Raw genomic sequence first — 18,553 nt, 5'->3', positions numbered from 1 at the left:
CGGACCTGAGCTGTCCGCTGCCCGGCGTAGATTTGGTGCATGAGTCTTGCCCAGGAGATCAACCGCGTCGTCGCACCGTTCGAGGTGGTCAGCGAATACCAGCCCGCAGGGGACCAGCCTGCGGCCATCGCGGACATCGCGGAGCGGATCCAGAACGGTGAGAAGGATGTCGTGCTGCTCGGTGCGACCGGCACGGGCAAGAGTGCGACGACCGCATGGGTCATCGAGAAGCTCCAGCGGCCCACGCTCGTCATGGTCCAGAACAAGACCCTCGCCGCGCAGCTCGCCAACGAATTCCGTGAGCTCCTGCCCAACAACGCGGTCGAGTACTTCGTCTCCTACTACGACTACTACCAGCCCGAGGCCTACGTCCCCCAGACGGATACCTTCATTGAGAAGGACTCCTCGATCAACGAGGAGGTCGAGCGGCTGCGGCACTCGGCCACGAATGCGCTCTTGACACGGCGTGACGTCATCGTTGTCGCAACGGTCTCGTGCATCTACGGCCTCGGCACGCCGGAGGAGTACGTGGCGGGCATGGTGACGCTGCGGCGCGGCATGGAGATGGACCGAGATGCCCTCCTGCGGAAGTTCGTATCCATGCAGTACGTACGCAACGACGTGGACTTCCACCGCGGCACCTTCCGCGTCCGTGGCGACACCGTCGAGATCATCCCGATGTACGAGGAGCAGGCGCTGCGGATCGAGTTCTTCGGCGATGAGGTCGAGTCGATCCACACGCTCCACCCCCTCACCGGGGAGGTGATCCGCGAGGAGACGGAGATGTACGTCTTTCCGGCGAGCCACTACGTCGCGGGGCCCGAACGCATGTCCCGCGCGATCAAGGGCATCGAGGACGAGCTGGCCGAGAGGCTCAAGCTGCTCGAGTCGCAGAACAAGCTCGTCGAAGCCCAGCGCCTGCGGATGCGCACCACCTACGACCTCGAGATGATGCAGCAGATGGGCTTCTGCAACGGCATCGAGAACTACTCGCGGCACATCGACGGCCGCGAGTCCGGGACCGCGCCGCACTGCCTCCTGGACTACTTCCCGGAGGACTTCCTCCTCGTCATCGACGAGTCCCACGTGACGGTTCCCCAGATCGGCTCGATGTACGAGGGCGATATGTCACGCAAGCGCACCCTCGTGGAGCATGGCTTCCGGCTCCCCTCGGCGATGGACAACCGGCCCCTCAAGTGGGATGAGTTCCTCGAGCGCATCGGCCAGACGATCTACCTGTCCGCGACGCCGGGCAAGTACGAGCTGGGGAGGGCCGACGGCGTGGTGCAGCAGATCATCCGGCCCACCGGTCTCATCGACCCCGAGATCATCGTCAAGCCCACCAAGGGCCAGATCGACGACCTTCTCGGCGAGATCCGCGATCGGGCGGAGCGGGATGAGCGCGTGCTCGTCACGACCCTCACGAAGCGCATGGCCGAGGACCTCACCGAGTACCTGCTCGGGCATGGCGTCAGGGTCCAGTACCTCCACTCCGACGTCGACACGCTCCGGCGCGTCGAACTCCTCCGCGAGCTGAGACTCGGAACCTTCGATGTGCTCGTAGGCATCAACCTCCTGCGCGAGGGTCTCGACCTGCCCGAGGTCTCCCTCGTGAGCATTCTCGACGCGGACAAGGAAGGCTTCCTGCGGTCCTCGACCTCGCTTATCCAGACGATCGGCCGAGCAGCCCGGAACGTGTCCGGCCAGGTCCATATGTATGCGGACAGGATCACTGACTCGATGGCTCAGGCGATCGACGAGACGAACCGCCGCCGCGAGGTCCAGACCGCCTTCAACAAGGAGCGGGGCATCGATCCGCAGCCGCTCCGGAAGCGTATCGCGGACATCACGGACCAGCTCGCGCGCGAGGACGAGGACACGCGGGCCCTTCTCGAGGGCAGCCGAAGCGGCAAGGGCGGCAAGCGGACCAAGGGCACGTCGGCTGCCTCGGCACGCGAGCGCGCCGAATCTGAACTGCGGCGCGATGGGCTGGCCGCTGCCCCGGCCGAGGACCTCATCGGCCTCATCGAGCAGCTCACCGAACAGATGCACGGCGCCGCGGCCGAGCTCCAGTTCGAGCTCGCTGCACGCCTCCGCGACGAGGTGGGTGACCTCAAGAAGGAACTGCGGCAGATGCAGGCAGCCGGCCATGCGTGACGCCGACGAGGGCACTGTCGGCGCACACTTGTCGGCCGACGGTGCCAACCCGGCTGGCGAGATCCAGAACAGTGGTGGGCATCAAGGCAGTGGTGGGCCGCCGGCTGCGTCCGAAGTAGCGGTGCCCGCTGCTCACGACGGCGCCGCTCGCCGTCGGATTCAGCGGCGCGCCGTCGGCGTCCTGGCCGTTGCCCAGCTCCTGAGCGGGCTCGGGAATGGTGCGACCCTCGCCATCGGATCGCTTCTCGCTGTTCAGTACGGGGGATCCGATGCCTGGGCCGGTGCCGTCACGACGCTGCTCACGCTCACGGCAGCCGTTGCCGCCCTTCCACTGAGCGGTCTCGCGGCGGCCCGTGGACGGCGGACGGCGCTCGTGGCCGGACTTGGCCTTGCGGCCCTCGGCGCGCTGAGCATCGTGCTGGCCACCATGGCATCGTCCCTCGCGCTGCTCCTCATTGGCGGCGCGCTGCTCGGAGTCGGATCGGCGGTGAACCTGCAGTCGCGCTTTGCCGCCGTAGACCTGGCCGACGCCGCGCACCGTGGCCGCGATCTCTCCCTCGTGGTCTGGTCGATCACCGTCGGCGCGGTCGCCGGCCCGAACCTCATCAAGCCCGGCGCGGCACTTGGGGCAGCCCTCCACCTGCCCGGGACAGCTGGACCCTTCCTCATCTCCGTGACCGGGATGGTGATGGCGGGGGCGCTGCTGTGGTTCGGTCTGCGGCCTGATCCGCTCCTCGAAGCACGGAAGCACGCGGCTGCACCGACGCCGGCCTGGACGTCCCGGCAGGTAGTGGTCCCGACGGGGCGGCAGGCCTGGCGAAAGGCCTTCGGCGGGGGCGTGCACGCGATCCGGACATCGCCGGGTGCCGGTTTGGCCGTCGCGGGAGTCGTGGTGGCCCATGCTGTCATGGTCGCCGTCATGTCGATGACTCCGTTGCATCTGCAGCAGGTCACGGTTGCGCCCATGGGAGCCATGGACCACTCGGGGCATGCCGGCCAAGTGAGCACGGACTCTTTCGCGCTCATAGGATTCACGATCTCCCTGCACATCGCGGGAATGTACGCCCTTTCGCCGCTCATGGGCTGGCTCGCCGACAGGCTCGGTCGACGCCGCGTCCTCGCGGGAGGCCATGGGATACTTCTGGTCTCCGTGGCGCTCGCTGCGATCGGCGCCTCGAGTCCCGCTGCGGTGACAGTGGCGCTGGTCCTCCTCGGACTCGGCTGGTCCGCGGCAACGATTGCTGGCTCCGCGCTGCTGGCCGAAAGCGTGGGCGAGGCGCATCGCGTCCAAGCCCAGGGTGTGAACGACACGGCCATGGGGCTGGCCGGAGCACTCGGCGGTGCGCTCTCCGGCGTCGTGATGTCTCTTGTCGGATTCCCCGGCCTCGCCCTCGTCGCGGGTGCGCTCAGTGTGGCCCTCCTCGTGGGCGCGATGATGAGCAGAGGGCGACCGGCCCGTGTCTAACACGTGATGACCACGCGGCCGGATTCACCCTCAGTCCGGATCTGCCATGCCGAGGAGCCTCGCGAAGATCGCTTCGCCGTCGTCGGTGATGCCGTCGTGGTGGAAGTCCGACGTCTCCCAGACCTGAAGGCCGCGCACGCGGCCAGCCGTCTCGAGCGACAGTCCACGGTCTACGAAGATGTCGTCACGGTAGACCGCGGCGGCGGCCGGCACGGTGTTGGCCGCAAGCCGCGCGGAATCGTACAGCGGCCCCCAGTCGGACTTCTGGGCGAGGATCTCGGCAGTCTCGGCGAGCGGCACGAGCGCCGGATCCTGCTCGAAGTACCACGGCATGACCATCTCACCGAGCAACAGTGGCTCCGCGGCGTCGGCCTTGAACTCGGGGCGCTCATCGAGGACGCGCCACGCGGCCCAATCGGTGGCCCCGCCCTGGGCGTAGATCGCCTCATGCAGGACGGCGTAGAGGGGGTTGGGCGCACGCGTCACGAGCCCTTGGACCTGAGCCAGGAACACATCCGACAGCCGCGCACCGTTCCCGCCGCCTGAGCCGCCCAACCCACCGCTGAAGGCGTCCTCGAGCAGATAGTGCAGCGTGTCGACGCGTGTGTTGCCCCCCAGCAGGCTCCCCACGAGCTGGAAGCGCTCGGGAGTGAGCCGCTCACCCGACGGTAGCCGCTCGTCGTGGTCCCTCAGGTGCCCGATCACGGCGGACACGGCCGCGCGGTCGTCGGGATACCAGCCGAAGTACTGGGCATTGCGTGCGGCAACCCGCTCGTAGGTCGCCCGGTAGACGCGTTCAGCGGGTCCCTCGAGGGGCGCAAGGCCGCCCGTGAGGAGCGCCCGACGCAGGCCGTGGGGTGCCAAGGAGAGATACGTGAGGGTGCAGAATCCGCCGTAGCTCTGGCCGAACACCGTCCAAGGGCCGGACCCGAGCTCCTGCCGGATCGCCTCGCAGTCCAGGACGATCGAGTCGGCGCGGAAGTGCGAGAGGTATTCTGCCTGCGCAGCGGCGCCGCCCCGGTGGGGGAGCGTGACGCGGTCGGCGGGGGTCGAGAGTCCCGTTCCCCGCTGGTCGAGCATCAGGATGCGGAAGTCCGCCGCGGCTGCCTTCATCCAGCCGCTCAGGCTCGTGACGCGATTGCCCCGGCCTCCCGGGCCGCCCTGCAGGAACACAAGCCACGGCAGCTTCTCGGCGGCTTGCGCAGGATGCGCGGCCGAGGTGTACTCCCGCGCGAACACCTCGATGAGCTCGCCGTCTGGCCGTCCATGGTCGATCGGGACCGCGAAGACATGCTCCACGGTCCGCAGTCCGCGGAACTCATGGCGTCCGACGATACGGTGGGCGGACGACGCCGCCACCCTCCCGCTGAGCCCACTGGTGCCTCGTGACGGACGCGGCGCTGTACTCACCGCCCGGCCCCGAAGGCGGCGAGGGCATCACCCGTGAGCCGGAAGGTGTCCCATTCATCCAGGGGCGATGCGCCCAGACTGCGGTAGAAACCGATCGAGGGTTCGTTCCACTTCAGGACGGCCCATTCGACGCGGGCGTAGCCGCGCTCGACGGCGATCCTCGCAAGCTCGGTGAGGAGCGCCTTGCCGTAGCCGCGGGCGCGGGCCTCGGGCCGAACGTACAGGTCCTCCAAATAGATCCCGTGGGTGCCCTCCCACGTCGAGTAGTTGAGGAACCAGAGCGCGAAGCCCAGCACCTCCGGCGAGCCGGATGTGCTGTCCTCGACGACATGGGCGAAGATCGCCGGATTCTCCCCGAAGAGCTGGTCCGTGAGCGCCTCGACCGAATTCTTGACGGCGTCCGGTTCCTTCTCATAGACCGCGAGCTCGTGGATGAGCTCGAGGATCGAGGGGACGTCATGGGGAGCGGCGGGCCGGAGGCTCGCTCGCGCGGGTGGGCGGGAAGAATCAGCGCGGCGGGGCACGGCAACGGATGAGGAACTCATACCTCCAACCTAACCGTCGAGCCTTCCGATCTTGGTCACGCGGATCACGGCGCTGCCAGCCGCATCGCTCTCGGCGAGGTCGACGTCGGCCGAGAAGCCCCAGTCACGGTTGCCGGCGGGATCGTCGAAGATCTGCCGCACGTGCCACAGGCCGGGCCTTTCATCGATGATGAGCAGCTGCGGGCCGCGTGCGTCGGGCCCGGTGGCGATGTCCTCGTGCTCCTCGAAGTAGCCGTCGAGCGCCTCCTCCCATGCCTCGACGCCGAACCCGGCCTCACCGTCAAGCGCGGCAAGTGCCTGGGAGTCCTCGTCCGCGAAGAGCTCGACGCGCCGGAACAGCTCGTTCCGGACCATGACACGGAATGCGCGCACGTTGGACGTGAGCGCCGGCGGGGGAGGCGGCGGGGCGTCATGGGTGTGGAGGTCCCTGCCGCTCGTGAGCTCCTCCCACTCGTCCAGGAGGCTCGAGTCCACCTGGCGGACCAGCTCGCCGAGCCAGGCAATGAGGTCCTCGAGGTCCTCTCGCAGAGCGTCCTGCGGGACCGTCTGGCGCAGGGCCTTGAACGCGTCGGTGAGGTACCGCAGCACGATGCCCTCGCTCCGTGCCAGTCCGTAGAACTGGACGAACTCGCCGAAGTCCATCGCCCTCTCGTACATGTCACGCACGACGGACTTCGGCGCGAGCTCGAAGTCGCCGACCCACGGCGCGTGCTTGCGGTACTCCCCGAAGGCGGCCTCGAGGAGCTCCTTGAGCGGTTCGGGGTACGTCACGGCGTCGAGCGCGTTCATGCGCTCGGTGTATTCGACGCCGTCCGCTTTCATCGCCGCGACGGCCTCCGTGCGGGCCCGCTTGAGCTGGGCGGAAAGGATCTGCCGGGGCTTCTCGAGGGTTGCCTCGATGACGGAGACGACGTCGAGCGCGTACGACGGTGTCTCGGGACCGAGCAGGTCGAGCGCGGCGAGCGCGAAGGGGGACAGGGGCTGGTTGAGCGCGAAGTTCTCCTGGAGGTCCACCATGAGGCGCAGGGTGTGCCCGCTCGCGCGCTGTTCGGGCGTCAGCTCGCTGTCCGGGATCCGCTCGACGACGTCCGCGGCGATGAGTTCGCGCAGGATGCCGAGGGCGCGCCGCATGAGGCGCAGCTGCACGGGCCGCGGCTCGTGGTTCTCCGTGAGGAGCCGGTGGGCGGCCGCGAACGGGTTGCCGGGTCTGGCCATGAGGTTCAGGAGCATCGCGTGCGTGACGGTGAAGCTCGAGGTCAGCGGCTCCGGCGACCCCTCGACGAGCTTCTCGAACGTGGGCCGGCCCCACGAGACGAAACCCTCGGGCGGCTTCTTCTTCACGACCTGTCGCAGCTTGCGCTGGTCGTCGCCGAATTTCGCCCGGGCCTTGTCCATCGCGCGGTTGTTCTCGACCACATGCTCGGGCGCCTGCACGACGACGGTCCCGGCCGTGTCGTACCCGGCCCGCCCCGCGCGGCCCGCGATCTGGTGGAACTCGCGTGCGTTCAGGTGACGCGTTCGGGAACCGTCGAACTTGCTCAGCGCCGTGAGCAGGACCGTGCGGATGGGCACGTTGATCCCCACACCGAGCGTGTCCGTGCCGCAGATGACCTTGAGGAGGCCAGCCTGCGCGAGCTGCTCGACAAGGCGCCGGTACTTGGGCAGCATGCCCGCGTGATGGACGCCGATACCGTGGCGCACGAGTCGGTTGAGCGTCTTGCCGAAGCCCGCCGCGAACCGGAAGTGCCCGATGAGCTCGGCGATCCGGTCCTTCTCCTCGCGCGTGCACATGTTCACGCTCATGAGCTGCTGGGCGCGCTCGATGGCCTCGAGCTGGCTGAAGTGCACCACGTAGACCGGGACCTGTTTGGTCGCGAGCAGTTCCTCGAGCGTCTCGTGGACGGGCTTCTCCTCGTAGTAGTAGTGCAGCGGAATGGGCCGTTCAGCGTGGGCGACGGTCGTCGTCGTGCGTCCCGTGCGCTCGGTGAGTTCCGTCTCGAAGCGGCTCACGTCGCCGAGTGTGGCGCTCATGAGGAGGAACTGCGCCTGGGGGAGCTCGAGGAGCGGCACCTGCCACGCCCAGCCGCGCTGCGGGTCCGAGTAGAAGTGGAACTCGTCCATGACCACCGGGCCGAGCTCGGCGGCGGCGCCTTCGCGGAGTGCATGGTTGGCGAGGATCTCGGCCGTGCAGCAGATGATCGGGGCATCGGGATTGACCGAGGAGTCTCCCGTGACCATGCCGACGTGCTCGGCGCCGAAGATCTCGCACAGGGCGAAGAACTTCTCCGAGACGAGCGCTTTGATCGGTGCGGTGTAGTAGCTGCGCTGGCCGGTCGCCAGGCCGTGGAAGTGCGCGGCAATCGCGACGAGGGACTTGCCGGAGCCCGTGGGCGTCGCGAGGATCACGTTGGCTCCCGACACGAGCTCGAGGACCGCCTCGTCCTGCGCAGGATAAAGGGACAGGCCACGGTCTTCGGCCCAGCCCACGAAGGCGTCGTACACCGCATCGGCGAGGTCGGGGCGGGAGGACGGCGCGGGGATCAGGGTATCGAGTCGCATGGCGCCCCCAGACTATCCGGATTAGCGTGGACCCATGAGTTCTCCCACGTGGGACCCGGCCCTGTACACCGCGTTCGGGGATCACCGTGCGCGGCCGTTCTACGACCTCACGGGCCGCATCGCCGCGAGCGCCCCGCGCCGGGTGGTCGACTTGGGCTGCGGGCCGGGCGGGCTCACCGCCTCTCTCGCGGATCGCTGGCCGGAGGCTCTCATCGAGGGCGTTGACAGCTCGGAGACGATGCTCGACGCCGCGCGCTCGCGGTTCGGCGCGCGCCAGGGCCTCGTGTTCACGCACGGAGACATCCTGCGGTGGGAACCGGCGGAGGACGTCGACGTGGTCGTCTCGAACGCAGCCCTCCAGTGGGTGCCGGGTCATCAGGGCCTCATCGGCCGGTGGCTCGAGCAGCTCGTCCCGGGGGCGTGGCTCGCGGTCCAGGTGCCCGGCAACTTCTCGGCGCCGTCGCACACCCTCATGCGCGAGCTCGCGGAGTCCTCGCAGTGGGACCAGCGGCTGCGGGGAGTGCTGCGCCACACCGACGCCGTCTCGGAGCCCTCGGGCTATCTCGAGCTCATGCTCGACGCCGGCTGGGACGCCGACGTCTGGGAGACCACCTACTGCCAGGTCCTCACGGGAGAGGACGCGGTGCTGAACTGGGTGCGGGGCACTGGCCTCCGCCCCGTGCTCGATGCGCTCTCGCCCCGGGAGGGAGCACAGTTCGAGGAGCAGTACAACCAGCTCCTCTTCGATGCCTACCCCACGGTGGAGCGCGACGGCGTCGTCACCACGGTGTTCCCGTTCCGGCGGATCTTCCTGGTGGGCAGGAAGCCTGACGGCGCCTGAGCCAGCCGTCAGGTTCGCCGGGCCGTCAGATTCGCCGGGCTGCCCAGACCGAGCAGTCTGGCGCCGTTCTCCCAGAGGACCTTGCGCATCCAGTCGTCCCCGAGGTCGAGCCGTGCGAGGGCATAGAGCTGGTGCGCGTAGGCGTAGGGAATGTTGGGGAAGTCAGATCCGAGGACCACGCGGTCGCCGAGCTCTGCGAGTCGCGCTGGGAAGCCCTCGGGCAGTGGTGCGAACCGTTCCGTGAAGTCTGTCGCGACCATTGTTGTATCGAGGTGCACGCGGGGGAACCGCTCGGCGAGGTCGGCGAACTCCCAGTACTCGGGCATGCCCAAGTGTGCGATGACGAGGGCGAGTTGCGGATGGCGATCGAGGAGGCGGGCAACCCGCTCGGGTCCCGTGAACGTTCCGGGAAGCGGCTTCGATCCCGCATGGATCACGACTGGCACGCCAGCTTCTTCGAGCGCCGCCCAGGCTGGCTCAAGCATCAGATCGTCCGGGCCGAACTTCCCCACCTGGACGTGGACCTTGAACAGCCGGGCCCCCGCAGCGAGCGCCCCGGCGACGTACTGGCCGGCGTCCGGCTCGGGGTACATCGTGGCGCAGTGGATGACGTCAGGGACGCGGCGGGCGAGGTCGGCGCTCCAGTCATTGAGCCACCGGGCCATGCCGGGCTTGTGTGGGTAGGAGAGCGCAGGGATCGCGGCGAGGCCGAAGCCACGGGCCAGCCGGAGCCTTTCCTCCTCGCTGACGCGGTAGGCGATCGGCCATGGCCAGCCGTAGGTTTCTTCCGCCCGGTCGAAATACCGCCACACCTTGTCGAGCATGTTCTGCGGCAGGAAGTGGACGTGGATGTCCGCGAGCCCCGGGAGGCCGAGCCGTTCGAGGTAGCGGGGGATCTCCTCATCGGTGAGCGGACCGGGAGTGGTCAGGGACGGGGTTGGACTACCAACCACGCTCGCGCCACTCCTCCAGATGAGGGCGTTCGGCACCGAGTGTGGTCGGCTTCCCGTGGCCCGGATGGACTTCGGCCTCGTCCGGGTAGACGGAGAAGAGCCGCTCGACCACGTCTCCGTACAGCAGTTCGAAGCGATCGGGGTCCTTCTGCGTGTTGCCGACGCCGCCCGGGAAGAGCGAGTCACCCGAGAAGATGAGCGGCGCCGAGTCCTCTTCGGTGAGGACATAGGCGATCGAACCCGGGGTATGGCCGCGCAGGTGGACGGCCCTCAGCTCGAAGCCCCAGTCCTTGCCGGCTCCCGGCACGTCTCCGTGGTCGAGCACGACGTCGACCGGTACCGGGATGCCCGCGACGTCCTGGCGCCCGGCGGCCACGGGAGCATGGGTTGCGGCAACGAGTCCCTCGAGGGCGCGGGTGTGGTCCCAGTGCTGATGCGTCGTGGCGATGAGCGCCAGCGTGGCGGGTCTCGCTGCGCCTGCGGCGTCGGCGGCACCCTCTGCGAGAAGCGCCTGGATCGCGGGCACGTCGTCGGCCGCGTCGATGAGGACCTGCGCCCCGGACTCCTTCGCAGTGATGAGGTAGACGTTGTTGTCCATGTCGCTCACGGAAATCCGGCGGACCGTGACGCGTCCGAGATCTTTGACGAGGCTGCTCATGACGTCACCCTAGGCAGTTTCGCTACGCTGGGCCAATGTCAACGGCACAGGGCGAGTTCCCCGGGCGATGGCGCCCCAATTCCGAGCTCGCCACTCCTCTCTTCGAGCAGCTCCGCAAGCACATCCTGACGCTGGTCGACGACGGCCGGCTCGCGGTCGGCGCGAAGCTTCCGCCCGTGCGCGGGCTTGCCGGCGCACTCGGCGTCGCGCCGCACACCGTGGCCCGTGCCTATCGCGAACTCGAGGAGGCAGGCGTCCTAGCCACAGCTGGGCGCGCTGGAACTACCGTGGCACCGCGTGGCCGGCGCGAAGAGGAGCTTTCGACGGCGGCCGCAGTGTTCGCCGAGGCCGCAGCGTCCCGAGGCTGTTCTCTCGACGAGGCCAAGGCTCTCCTCATGGCGGCGTATGCCCGGCGGGACCATCCGGGTGCCGGCCGCTCCTGAGGCTGCATCGAAGACATTTTCGAATCTCGTCGACGTCGACTAACATGGACGGGTGCAGAGTCTGTCCACGCTCAACGATTCCACCCCCGTGCAGAAGTCGACCCCACAAGGGTCAAACACCCAGCATCCCAGCCCGCAGAAGTCACCAGCTGACCGCGAGCTCCTCGAGGACCCCACGGCGCCGGACCTGTCCCGCCTCGTGGTCAAGGGCGCGCGCGAGCACAACCTTCGCAACGTTGACCTGGATCTGCCGCGCGAGAAGATGATCGTATTCACGGGGCTGTCCGGCTCGGGGAAGTCCTCGCTCGCGTTCGACACGATCTTCGCCGAGGGCCAGCGTCGTTACGTCGAGTCTCTTTCTGCCTATGCGCGCCAGTTCCTCGGACAGGTGGACAAGCCGGACGTCGACTTCATCGAGGGCCTCTCTCCGGCCGTCTCGATCGACCAGAAGTCCACGAGCAAGAACCCGCGCTCGACCGTCGGCACCATCACCGAGATCTACGACTACATGCGCCTCCTCTGGGCGCGGGTCGGGCGCCCGCACTGCCCGATCTGCCATGAGCCGGTCACGCGCCAGACCCCGCAGCAGATTGTGGACCTGCTCCTCGAGATGCCGGAGGGGACGCGCTTCCAGCTCCTGGCCCCCGTGGTGCGCGGTCGCAAGGGCGAGTTCGTGGACCTGTTCAAGGAGCTCGCCGCGAAGGGCTACTCCCGTGCCCGGGTCGATGGGGAGCTCGTCCAGCTCACGGAGCCGCCGAAGCTCGGCAAGCAGTTCAAGCACACGATCGAGGTGATCGTGGACCGCCTCGTGGTCAAGGAGGGCATGCGCCAGCGCCTTGCCGACTCTGTCGAGACGGCCCTGGGCCTCGCCGAGGGGCGGGTCCTGGCCGATTTCGTGGACCGCGAGCCGGACGACGACGCCCGGCTCCGCGCGTTCTCGGAGAACCTCGCGTGCCCCAACGACCACCCGCTCGCGATCGACGAGATCGAACCGCGGACGTTCTCGTTCAACAACCCCTTTGGCGCGTGCCCCGCGTGCACCGGCATCGGCACGAAGCTCGAGGTCGATGTCGACCTCGTTGTGCCGGACCCCGAGCTGAGCCTGTCGGAGGGCGCGATTGCCCCCTGGGCCCTCGGCACGGCGACGACGGAGTACTGGAACCGTCTGCTCGACGGACTCGCCGATGACCTCGGCTTCTCGATGACGACCCCGTGGCACAGCCTGCCCGAGTACGCGCGCGACGCAGTGCTCTACGGCAAGGACCACAAGGTCGTGGTCCAGTACCGCAATCGCTTCGGGCGCGAGCGCAAGTACAGCACCGGTTTCGAAGGCGCCGTGCAGTACATCCAGCGCAAGCACCTCGAGACCGAGTCGGACTCGGCCCGCGACCGCTACGAGGAGTACATGCGGGAAATCCCGTGCCCCGAATGCGGCGGCGCACGCCTCAACCCCGCATCGCTCTCGGTACTGATCGGTGAGAAGTCGATCGCCGAGGTCTCGAGGCTTCCGCTGCGGGAGTCGCGAGAGTTCCTCGCGACGCTCGAGCTGACGCCGCGCGAAGAGCAGATCGCTGCCCAGGTCCTCAAGGAGATCGACGCTCGCCTGAGGTTCCTCCTCGATGTCGGCCTCGAGTACCTCAATCTCGAGCGTGCGGCCGGGACGCTTTCCGGCGGTGAGGCCCAGCGCATCCGCCTCGCAACCCAGATCGGGTCGGGGCTCGTGGGCGTCCTGTACGTCCTCGACGAGCCGAGCATCGGCCTCCACCAGCGCGACAACCGCCGGCTCATCGGGACCCTCACCCGCCTGCGGGATCTGGGGAACACGCTCATCGTCGTCGAACATGACGAGGACACCATCCATGAGGCTGACTGGATCGTCGACATCGGCCCAGGTGCGGGCGAGCACGGCGGCCAGGTGGTCCACTCAGGAACCCTCGAGGGGCTCAAGGCGAACACCGCGTCGCTCACGGGGGACTACCTCTCGGGGCGTCGCTCGATCGAGGTCCCGCGCGCGCGGCGCAAGGTGGACCGCAAGCGCCAGCTGAAGGTCGTCGGGGCACGCGAGCACAACCTGCAGGGCGTCGACGTCACGTTCCCGCTCGGGGTCTTCACGGCTGTGACCGGCGTGAGCGGTTCGGGCAAGTCGACCCTCGTCAACGACATCCTCTACAAGGTGCTCGCCAACCGGCTCAACGGCGCCAAGCAGGTTGCAGGCAGGCACACGCGGATCGATGGGCTCGAGCACCTCGACAAGGTCATCCACGTCGACCAGAGCCCGATCGGGCGTACTCCCCGGTCGAACCCTGCCACGTACACGGGGGTCTTCGACCACATCCGCAAGCTCTTCGCCGAGACGAACGAGGCGAAGGTGCGCGGCTACATGCCGGGCAGGTTCTCGTTCAACGTCAAGGGCGGCCGATGCGAGGCATGCAGCGGCGACGGCACGATCAAGATCGAGATGAACTTCCTCCCGGACGTGTACGTTCCGTGCGAGGTGTGCCACGGAGCCCGGTACAACCGTGAGACGCTCGAGGTCCACTACAAGGGCAAGACGATTGCGGATGTCCTCAACATGCCGATCGATGAGGCGGCGGAGTTCTTCGCGGCGTTCAGCCCCATCGCGCGCCACCTCAACACGCTTGTCGATGTCGGCCTCGGCTACGTACGGCTCGGACAGCCCGCCACGACGCTCTCGGGCGGTGAGGCGCAGCGCGTCAAGCTCGCGGCCGAGCTTCAGAAGCGCTCAAATGGCCGCAGCGTGTACGTCCTCGACGAGCCGACCACCGGCCTGCACTTCGAGGACATCCGCAAGCTGCTCCTCGTACTGCAGTCCCTTGTGGAGAAGGGCAACACCGTCATCACGATCGAGCACAACCTCGACGTCATCAAGAGCGCCGACTGGATCATCGACCTTGGCCCCAACGGGGGGTCCGGTGGCGGCCAGATTGTTGCTACAGGGACGCCCGAGCAGGTCGCCCGGGCCGAGGGCAGCTACACGGGCGCCTTCCTGGCTGAGGTCCTGAACGCCACATAGCCCTGGAGGCACGGCGGAGGCCTCTTGAATATGAAGGCCACGGCATGTGTAAGCTCGTCTATGCCGTGGCGTTCATGCCGATGGGTGTGCGAATTTCAGGCACCCGTATCGATATGGGAGACTGTCCCGGTGACAGACACCCCCGCGCTTGCGATCTTCGATCTCGACGGCACTCTCGTCGACCCCGCGGGAAGCATCACCGGCGGTATCGCGTACGCCCTCAAGGCCCACGGGCTCGATGTCCCGACCGCAGCGGTGCTTGCGGGCATGGTGGGCCCGCCGCTGCTCGAATCGCTCCACCGGCTGGTCGACGCGCCCGAGGGCCTGCTCGACGCCGTCGTGCACACCTACCGGAAGCAGTACATCGAGCACGGAATGGCCCAGAGCCTTCCGTACCCGGGCATTCCGGAGCTCCTCGCACGACTCCGTGAGCGCGGTCTGCATCTGACGGTTGCCACTCAGAAGCCGCGGAATCTCGCGGTGAAGCTCCTGCGCCTGCACGGGCTCGAGCGCTTCTTCCACAGCATCCACGGCTCGCCCGACGACGAGACGCTGCCGCCGCCCCCGGACGGGAAGGTCGGGATCGTGCTGGATGCACTCGTGACAAACCATGCGACCGCGGACCGTGCCGTCATGATCGGGGACAGGCGCCACGACGCAGCAGGCGCCGCCGCGAACGGGGTGCGGTGCATCGGCGTTGCGTGGGGCTTCGCGCCCGAGGGCGAGTTCGCGTCCCTCGATCTGGCCGCCATCGTGTCGGACGCCGATGAGCTCGAGCGGGCGATCGGCATGGTCCTCGATCTAGCCCCGGAGGCTTCTGCATGCTGATCTACTCGATGACCCGGCACAGCATCCGGGGACTCATCGGTGGCCTGTGCCGGCCCACTGTCACGGGTATCGAGAATGTGCCCGAGAGCGGCCCGTTCATCGTCGCCTCAAACCACCTCTCGTTCCTCGACTCCGTGATCATCCAGGCCCTCATGCCGCGGGGTGTGGCGTTCTTCGCCAAGGCTGAGTACTTCACCGGCAAAGGCGTCAAGGGCAAGCTCATGAAGGCCTTCTTCGAGGGCGTCGGCTCGATTCCTGTTGAGCGCGGCGAGCAGGCCGCGAGCGTGGCTGCGCTCAAGACCCTCCTCGACATCCTCGATGAGGGTCAGGGCATCGGAATCTACCCAGAAGGCACGCGTTCCCGCGACGGACTCCTGTACCGGGGACGCACCGGGGTCGGCTGGCTTGCCCTCACGACGGGGGCGCCCGTGGTGCCCGTCGGGCTCATCGGCACGGAGAACCTCCAGCCCGCCGACAAGAACTCCATTCGGCCGCAGCACTTCGAGATGCACATCGGGAAGCCGCTCGCCTTCGACAAGACCGGCCCGGACCATTCGCTGCCGCTGCGTCGCGACGCGACAGACCAGATCATGGACGCCATCGCTGCCCTCAGCGGCCAGGAGCGCGCAAGCGGCTACAACAAGCCCCCCGCCGAGCACTAGCCGGCTCGGCTCAGGGTGCGGCCACCACCCTAGACTGGAGCGGTGGCAGATCCAGCGAGCTACCGGCCGAAGACCGGCGAGATCCCTACCGATCCCGGCGTCTACAGGTTCCGGGACCCACACGGCCGGGTCATCTACGTCGGCAAGGCCAAGAGCCTCCGGCAGCGGCTGACCTCGTACTTCGCGAACCCGGCCACGCTCCTGCAGAAGACCTACGCCATGGTCCACGCCGCCGCGAGCGTGGAGTGGACGGTGGTCGGCAGTGAACTCGAGGCCCTCCAGCTCGAGTACACCTGGATCAAGGAATTCAAACCGCGCTACAACCTTGCCTTCCGCGACGACAAGACGTATCCCTACCTCGCCGTGACGATGTCGGAGAAGTACCCCCGGGTCCAGGTCATGCGCGGCGAGCGGCGCAAGGGCACGCGGTACTTCGGCCCCTACACCGCCGGGGCGATCCGGGAGACGATGGACACACTCCTGCGCGTCTTCCCCGTGCGTTCGTGCAGTGCAGGCGTGTTCCGGCGAGCCGAGCGGAGCGGGCGTCCGTGCCTCCTGGGGTACATCGACAAATGCGCGGCGCCGTGCGTCGGCCGGATCTCGGAGGCGGACCACCGGGAGCTGGCCGAGGATTTCTGCGACTTCATGGGCGGGGAGGCGGGGAGATTCATCGCCCAGCTCGAGCGGAAGATGGCGGACGCCGTGGCGGATCTCGACTACGAGAATGCGGCGCGGCTGCGGGACGACATCATCGCGATGCGCAAGGTCTTCGAGCGCAACGCCGTGGTGCTCTCCGAGGACACGGATGCCGACCTCTTCGCCGTCGAAGAGGACGAGCTCGAGGCGGCCGTCCAGGTGTTCCACGTCCGTGGCGGGCGTATCCGCGGCCAGCGCGGCTGGGTCGTCGAGAAGGTCGAAGAGGCGACGCCGGCCGCACTCGTGGGTCACCTCCTCCAGCAGGTCTATGGCGAGCAGGAGGAGACGAACGGCCGTCTCCCGCGCGAGGTCCTCGTGCCGGTCCTGCCCGACGACGCTGACGAGCTCACGCTATGGCTCTCGGGCCTCCGCGGGGCACGGGTCGAGCTGAGGGTCCCCCAGCGCGGGGACAAGGCCGCGCTCATGAAGACCGTCCAGGAGAATGCAGTGCAGGCGCTCCGGCTGCACAAGAGCCGCCGCGCGGGGGACATCACGACCCGCTCCCTCGCCCTCCAGGAGCTGCAGGAAGCGCTCGAGCTGTCCGAGCCGCCCCTGCGCATCGAGTCGTTCGACATCTCGCACGTCCAGGGGACGAACGTCGTCGCATCGATGGTCGTCGTCGAGGACGGACTGACCAAGAAGAGCGAGTACCGGAAGTTCTCCATCACGGGCGAGGCCGCGCGCGACGACACCGCCGCGATGCATGACGTGCTCACCCGGCGCTTCCGCAACTACCTCGCCGAACGGGAACTCCCGGTCGAGGAGCGGGACGCGAACAGGAAGTTCGCCTATCCGCCGAACCTCGTCGTGGTCGACGGCGGGCAGCCTCAGGTCTCCGCCGCGGTCAGGGCACTCGCTGAGCTCGGCATCGGTGACGAGGTGCGCGTCGTCGGACTCGCGAAGCGTCTCGAGGAGGTCTGGCTCCCGGAGGGGGACTTCCCCGTGATCCTGCCGCGCGCCTCCCAGGGTCTTTACCTCCTGCAGCGCATCCGCGACGAGGCGCACCGCTTCGCGATCACGTTCCACCGGCAGAAGCGCGCCAAGTCCATGACGGCGTCGCTTCTGGACGAGGTCCCGGGCCTCGGTCCCGCCCGACAGAAGTCGCTTCTGGCCCACTTCGGGTCCCTCAAGCGGCTCAGGGCCGCGAGCGTCACCGAGATCACAGACGTCAATGGGGTGGGTCCCGCTCTCGCGGCGGCCGTCTACGCACGCCTGCACGGGATCGCCGAGGGGATCTCCGATGCGGTCACGCAGGCAGACACCCCAGGGGTCATCGGCGTCACAGCCGACGGCGAGGTGCTGGCCCCCGCGATCAATTACGCCACCGGCGAAATCCTGGAGTCTTAGCTAGGCTGGGGCCATGAGCGAGACGAGCACGGACGTCGGCCACGACACAGGGCAGCACGAAATCGGGCTGACACCCGTCAAGCCCACGGCGTCGGAGCTGCTCATCGTCACGGGCATGTCCGGTGCCGGCCGCAGCACCGCGGCCAACGCGCTCGAGGACCACGGCTGGTACGTCGTCGAGAACCTCCCCCCGCAGCTCCTGAGCACGCTGTCCGAACTCGTTCAGCACGCGTCGGAGCGGATCCCCAAGCTCGCCGTCGTCATGGATGTGCGCAGCAAGGCCCTCTTCGCGGACATCCGCGAGGCGCTCGCCCAGCTCTCCGCGAGCGGGACCGAGTACCGGGTCCTGTTCCTCGATGCGAGCGACGACGTGCTCATCCGCCGTTTCGAGCAGGGCCGCCGTCCGCACCCCCTCCAGGGCGGCGGCCGGATCTCCGACGGAATCGCCGCGGAGAGGGCCCTCCTCACCGAGCTGCGCGACCACGCGACGCTCGTGCTCGACACGTCCGACTTCAATGTCCACGGCCTCGCGACAGCCATCACCGAGCTCTTCTCGGAGAAGGGGCCCGTCACCCTGCGGCTGAACGTGATGAGCTTCGGGTTCAAGTACGGGCTCCCGGCAGACGCGAACTACGTCGCCGACGTGCGTTTCCTGCCCAACCCGCATTGGGTGCCCCAGCTGAGGCCGCACACCGGGCTTGACCCGGATGTGCGCGACTACGTGCTCGTCGCCAACGGGGCGCAAGAGTTCGTGGAGCGCTACGTGCACGCCCTCGAGCCGGTCCTCGCCGGCTACCGCCGGGAGAACAAGCACTACGCCACGATCGCGGTGGGCTGCACGGGAGGCAAGCACCGTTCCGTGGCGGTGGCCGAGGAGCTCTCCAAGCGCCTCGCCCAGCAGCCGCGTGTCACGGTGACGACCTCGCACCGCGACCTGGGTCGGGAATGACGCGCG

At 68.0% G+C, this 18,553-nt stretch carries 14 protein-coding genes; 9 read left to right on the top strand and 5 right to left on the bottom strand.

Going from position 1 to position 18,553, the window contains the following annotated elements; translation table 11 throughout:
* The first annotated feature begins 39 nt into the window (after nt 1–39).
* Together uvrB and RBS60_RS05250 are read left to right on the top strand one after the other, a co-directional pair.
* A complete protein-coding gene (gene uvrB / locus RBS60_RS05255) occupies nt 40–2,157 on the top strand; it encodes an excinuclease ABC subunit UvrB (RefSeq protein ID WP_307956487.1) in 2,118 nt (705 codons plus the stop codon).
* Nucleotides 2,150–3,622 carry an MFS transporter gene (locus RBS60_RS05250; RefSeq protein ID WP_307956486.1) on the top strand — a complete coding sequence of 491 codons (1,473 nt, stop codon included), beginning with the start codon at nt 2,150–2,152 and terminating at the stop codon, nt 3,620–3,622. Before uvrB ends, RBS60_RS05250 begins: the two co-directional genes overlap by 8 nt.
* A 30-nt stretch (nt 3,623–3,652) precedes the next feature.
* Here the strand turns inward: RBS60_RS05250 and RBS60_RS05245 are convergent, their stop codons facing one another.
* From RBS60_RS05245 to RBS60_RS05235, 3 genes are read right to left on the bottom strand one after another with little or no spacing between them, the layout of a single operon-like run.
* Complete coding sequence (locus RBS60_RS05245) at nt 3,653–4,981, bottom strand: alpha/beta fold hydrolase (RefSeq protein ID WP_307956485.1); 1,329 nt, start codon at nt 4,979–4,981, stop codon at nt 3,653–3,655.
* Between the two features lie 47 nt (nt 4,982–5,028).
* A complete protein-coding gene (locus RBS60_RS05240) occupies nt 5,029–5,577 on the bottom strand; it encodes a GNAT family N-acetyltransferase (RefSeq protein ID WP_307956484.1) in 549 nt (182 codons plus the stop codon).
* Between the two features lie 9 nt (nt 5,578–5,586).
* On the bottom strand, nt 5,587–8,136 hold the full coding sequence (locus RBS60_RS05235) for a DUF3516 domain-containing protein (RefSeq protein WP_307956483.1): 2,550 nt from the start codon (nt 8,134–8,136) through the stop codon (nt 5,587–5,589).
* Nucleotides 8,137–8,170: 34 nt separating this feature from the next.
* Between RBS60_RS05235 and RBS60_RS05230 the strand changes: the two genes are divergently transcribed.
* On the top strand, nt 8,171–8,977 hold the full coding sequence (locus tag RBS60_RS05230) for a trans-aconitate 2-methyltransferase (protein WP_307956482.1): 807 nt from the start codon (nt 8,171–8,173) through the stop codon (nt 8,975–8,977).
* A gap of 8 nt (nt 8,978–8,985) precedes the next feature.
* Here the strand turns inward: RBS60_RS05230 and RBS60_RS05225 are convergent, their stop codons facing one another.
* Together RBS60_RS05225 and RBS60_RS05220 are read right to left on the bottom strand one after the other, a co-directional pair.
* The gene (locus RBS60_RS05225) at nt 8,986–9,930 is read right to left on the bottom strand and encodes an amidohydrolase family protein (protein ID WP_307956481.1); all 945 of its coding nucleotides are present in this window, start codon (nt 9,928–9,930) and stop codon (nt 8,986–8,988) included.
* Entirely contained in the window at nt 9,920–10,588 is a 669-nt protein-coding gene (locus tag RBS60_RS05220; protein WP_307956480.1) for an MBL fold metallo-hydrolase, read from the bottom strand. Before RBS60_RS05220 ends, RBS60_RS05225 begins: the two co-directional genes overlap by 11 nt.
* Before the next feature lie 35 nt (nt 10,589–10,623).
* On the opposite strand from RBS60_RS05220, the gene RBS60_RS05215 reads away from it, so the two are divergent.
* From RBS60_RS05215 to rapZ, 6 genes are all read left to right on the top strand, one after another.
* Entirely contained in the window at nt 10,624–11,031 is a 408-nt protein-coding gene (locus RBS60_RS05215; RefSeq protein ID WP_307956479.1) for a GntR family transcriptional regulator, read from the top strand.
* A 187-nt stretch (nt 11,032–11,218) separates the two neighbouring features.
* Nucleotides 11,219–14,065: an excinuclease ABC subunit UvrA gene (gene uvrA, locus RBS60_RS05210; RefSeq protein ID WP_307956725.1), complete on the top strand. Its 2,847-nt coding sequence runs from the start codon at nt 11,219–11,221 to the stop codon at nt 14,063–14,065.
* A gap of 129 nt (nt 14,066–14,194) precedes the next feature.
* The gene (locus tag RBS60_RS05205) at nt 14,195–14,893 is read left to right on the top strand and encodes an HAD hydrolase-like protein (RefSeq protein WP_307956478.1); all 699 of its coding nucleotides are present in this window, start codon (nt 14,195–14,197) and stop codon (nt 14,891–14,893) included.
* Nucleotides 14,887–15,555 carry a lysophospholipid acyltransferase family protein gene (locus tag RBS60_RS05200; RefSeq protein ID WP_307956477.1) on the top strand — a complete coding sequence of 223 codons (669 nt, stop codon included), beginning with the start codon at nt 14,887–14,889 and terminating at the stop codon, nt 15,553–15,555. Before RBS60_RS05205 ends, RBS60_RS05200 begins: the two co-directional genes overlap by 7 nt.
* Nucleotides 15,556–15,597: 42 nt before the next feature.
* Complete coding sequence (gene uvrC, locus RBS60_RS05195; RefSeq protein ID WP_307956476.1) at nt 15,598–17,598, top strand: excinuclease ABC subunit UvrC; 2,001 nt, start codon at nt 15,598–15,600, stop codon at nt 17,596–17,598.
* 13 nt (nt 17,599–17,611) lie between these two features.
* Nucleotides 17,612–18,547 (top strand): RNase adapter RapZ, encoded by a 936-nt coding sequence (gene rapZ / locus RBS60_RS05190; RefSeq protein WP_307956475.1) that lies wholly within the window; start codon nt 17,612–17,614, stop codon nt 18,545–18,547.
* The last annotated feature ends 6 nt before the right edge of the window (nt 18,548–18,553 follow it).

The sequence above is a fragment of the Sinomonas sp. ASV486 genome, assembly GCF_030908215.1.
Taxonomy (GTDB): domain Bacteria; phylum Actinomycetota; class Actinomycetes; order Actinomycetales; family Micrococcaceae; genus Sinomonas; species Sinomonas puerhi.
The sequence above is the reverse complement of the archived record's forward strand: the minus strand, read 5'-3'. Positions and strand labels throughout refer to the sequence as shown.

Excerpts from the sequence above, each read along its gene's own strand:
- RBS60_RS05215 (WP_307956479.1), top strand. The coding sequence starts at position 10,624 with ATGTCAACGGCACAGGGCGAGTTCCCCGGGCGATGGCGCCCCAATTCC.
- RBS60_RS05200 (WP_307956477.1), top strand. The coding sequence starts at position 14,887 with ATGCTGATCTACTCGATGACCCGGCACAGCATCCGGGGACTCATCGGT.
- RBS60_RS05230 (WP_307956482.1), top strand. The coding sequence starts at position 8,171 with ATGAGTTCTCCCACGTGGGACCCGGCCCTGTACACCGCGTTCGGGGAT.
- RBS60_RS05240 (WP_307956484.1), bottom strand. The coding sequence starts at position 5,577 with ATGAGTTCCTCATCCGTTGCCGTGCCCCGCCGCGCTGATTCTTCCCGC.
- rapZ (WP_307956475.1), top strand. The coding sequence starts at position 17,612 with ATGAGCGAGACGAGCACGGACGTCGGCCACGACACAGGGCAGCACGAA.
- RBS60_RS05250 (WP_307956486.1), top strand. The coding sequence starts at position 2,150 with ATGCGTGACGCCGACGAGGGCACTGTCGGCGCACACTTGTCGGCCGAC.
- RBS60_RS05220 (WP_307956480.1), bottom strand. The coding sequence starts at position 10,588 with ATGAGCAGCCTCGTCAAAGATCTCGGACGCGTCACGGTCCGCCGGATT.
- RBS60_RS05235 (WP_307956483.1), bottom strand. The coding sequence starts at position 8,136 with ATGCGACTCGATACCCTGATCCCCGCGCCGTCCTCCCGCCCCGACCTC.
- uvrB (WP_307956487.1), top strand. The coding sequence starts at position 40 with ATGAGTCTTGCCCAGGAGATCAACCGCGTCGTCGCACCGTTCGAGGTG.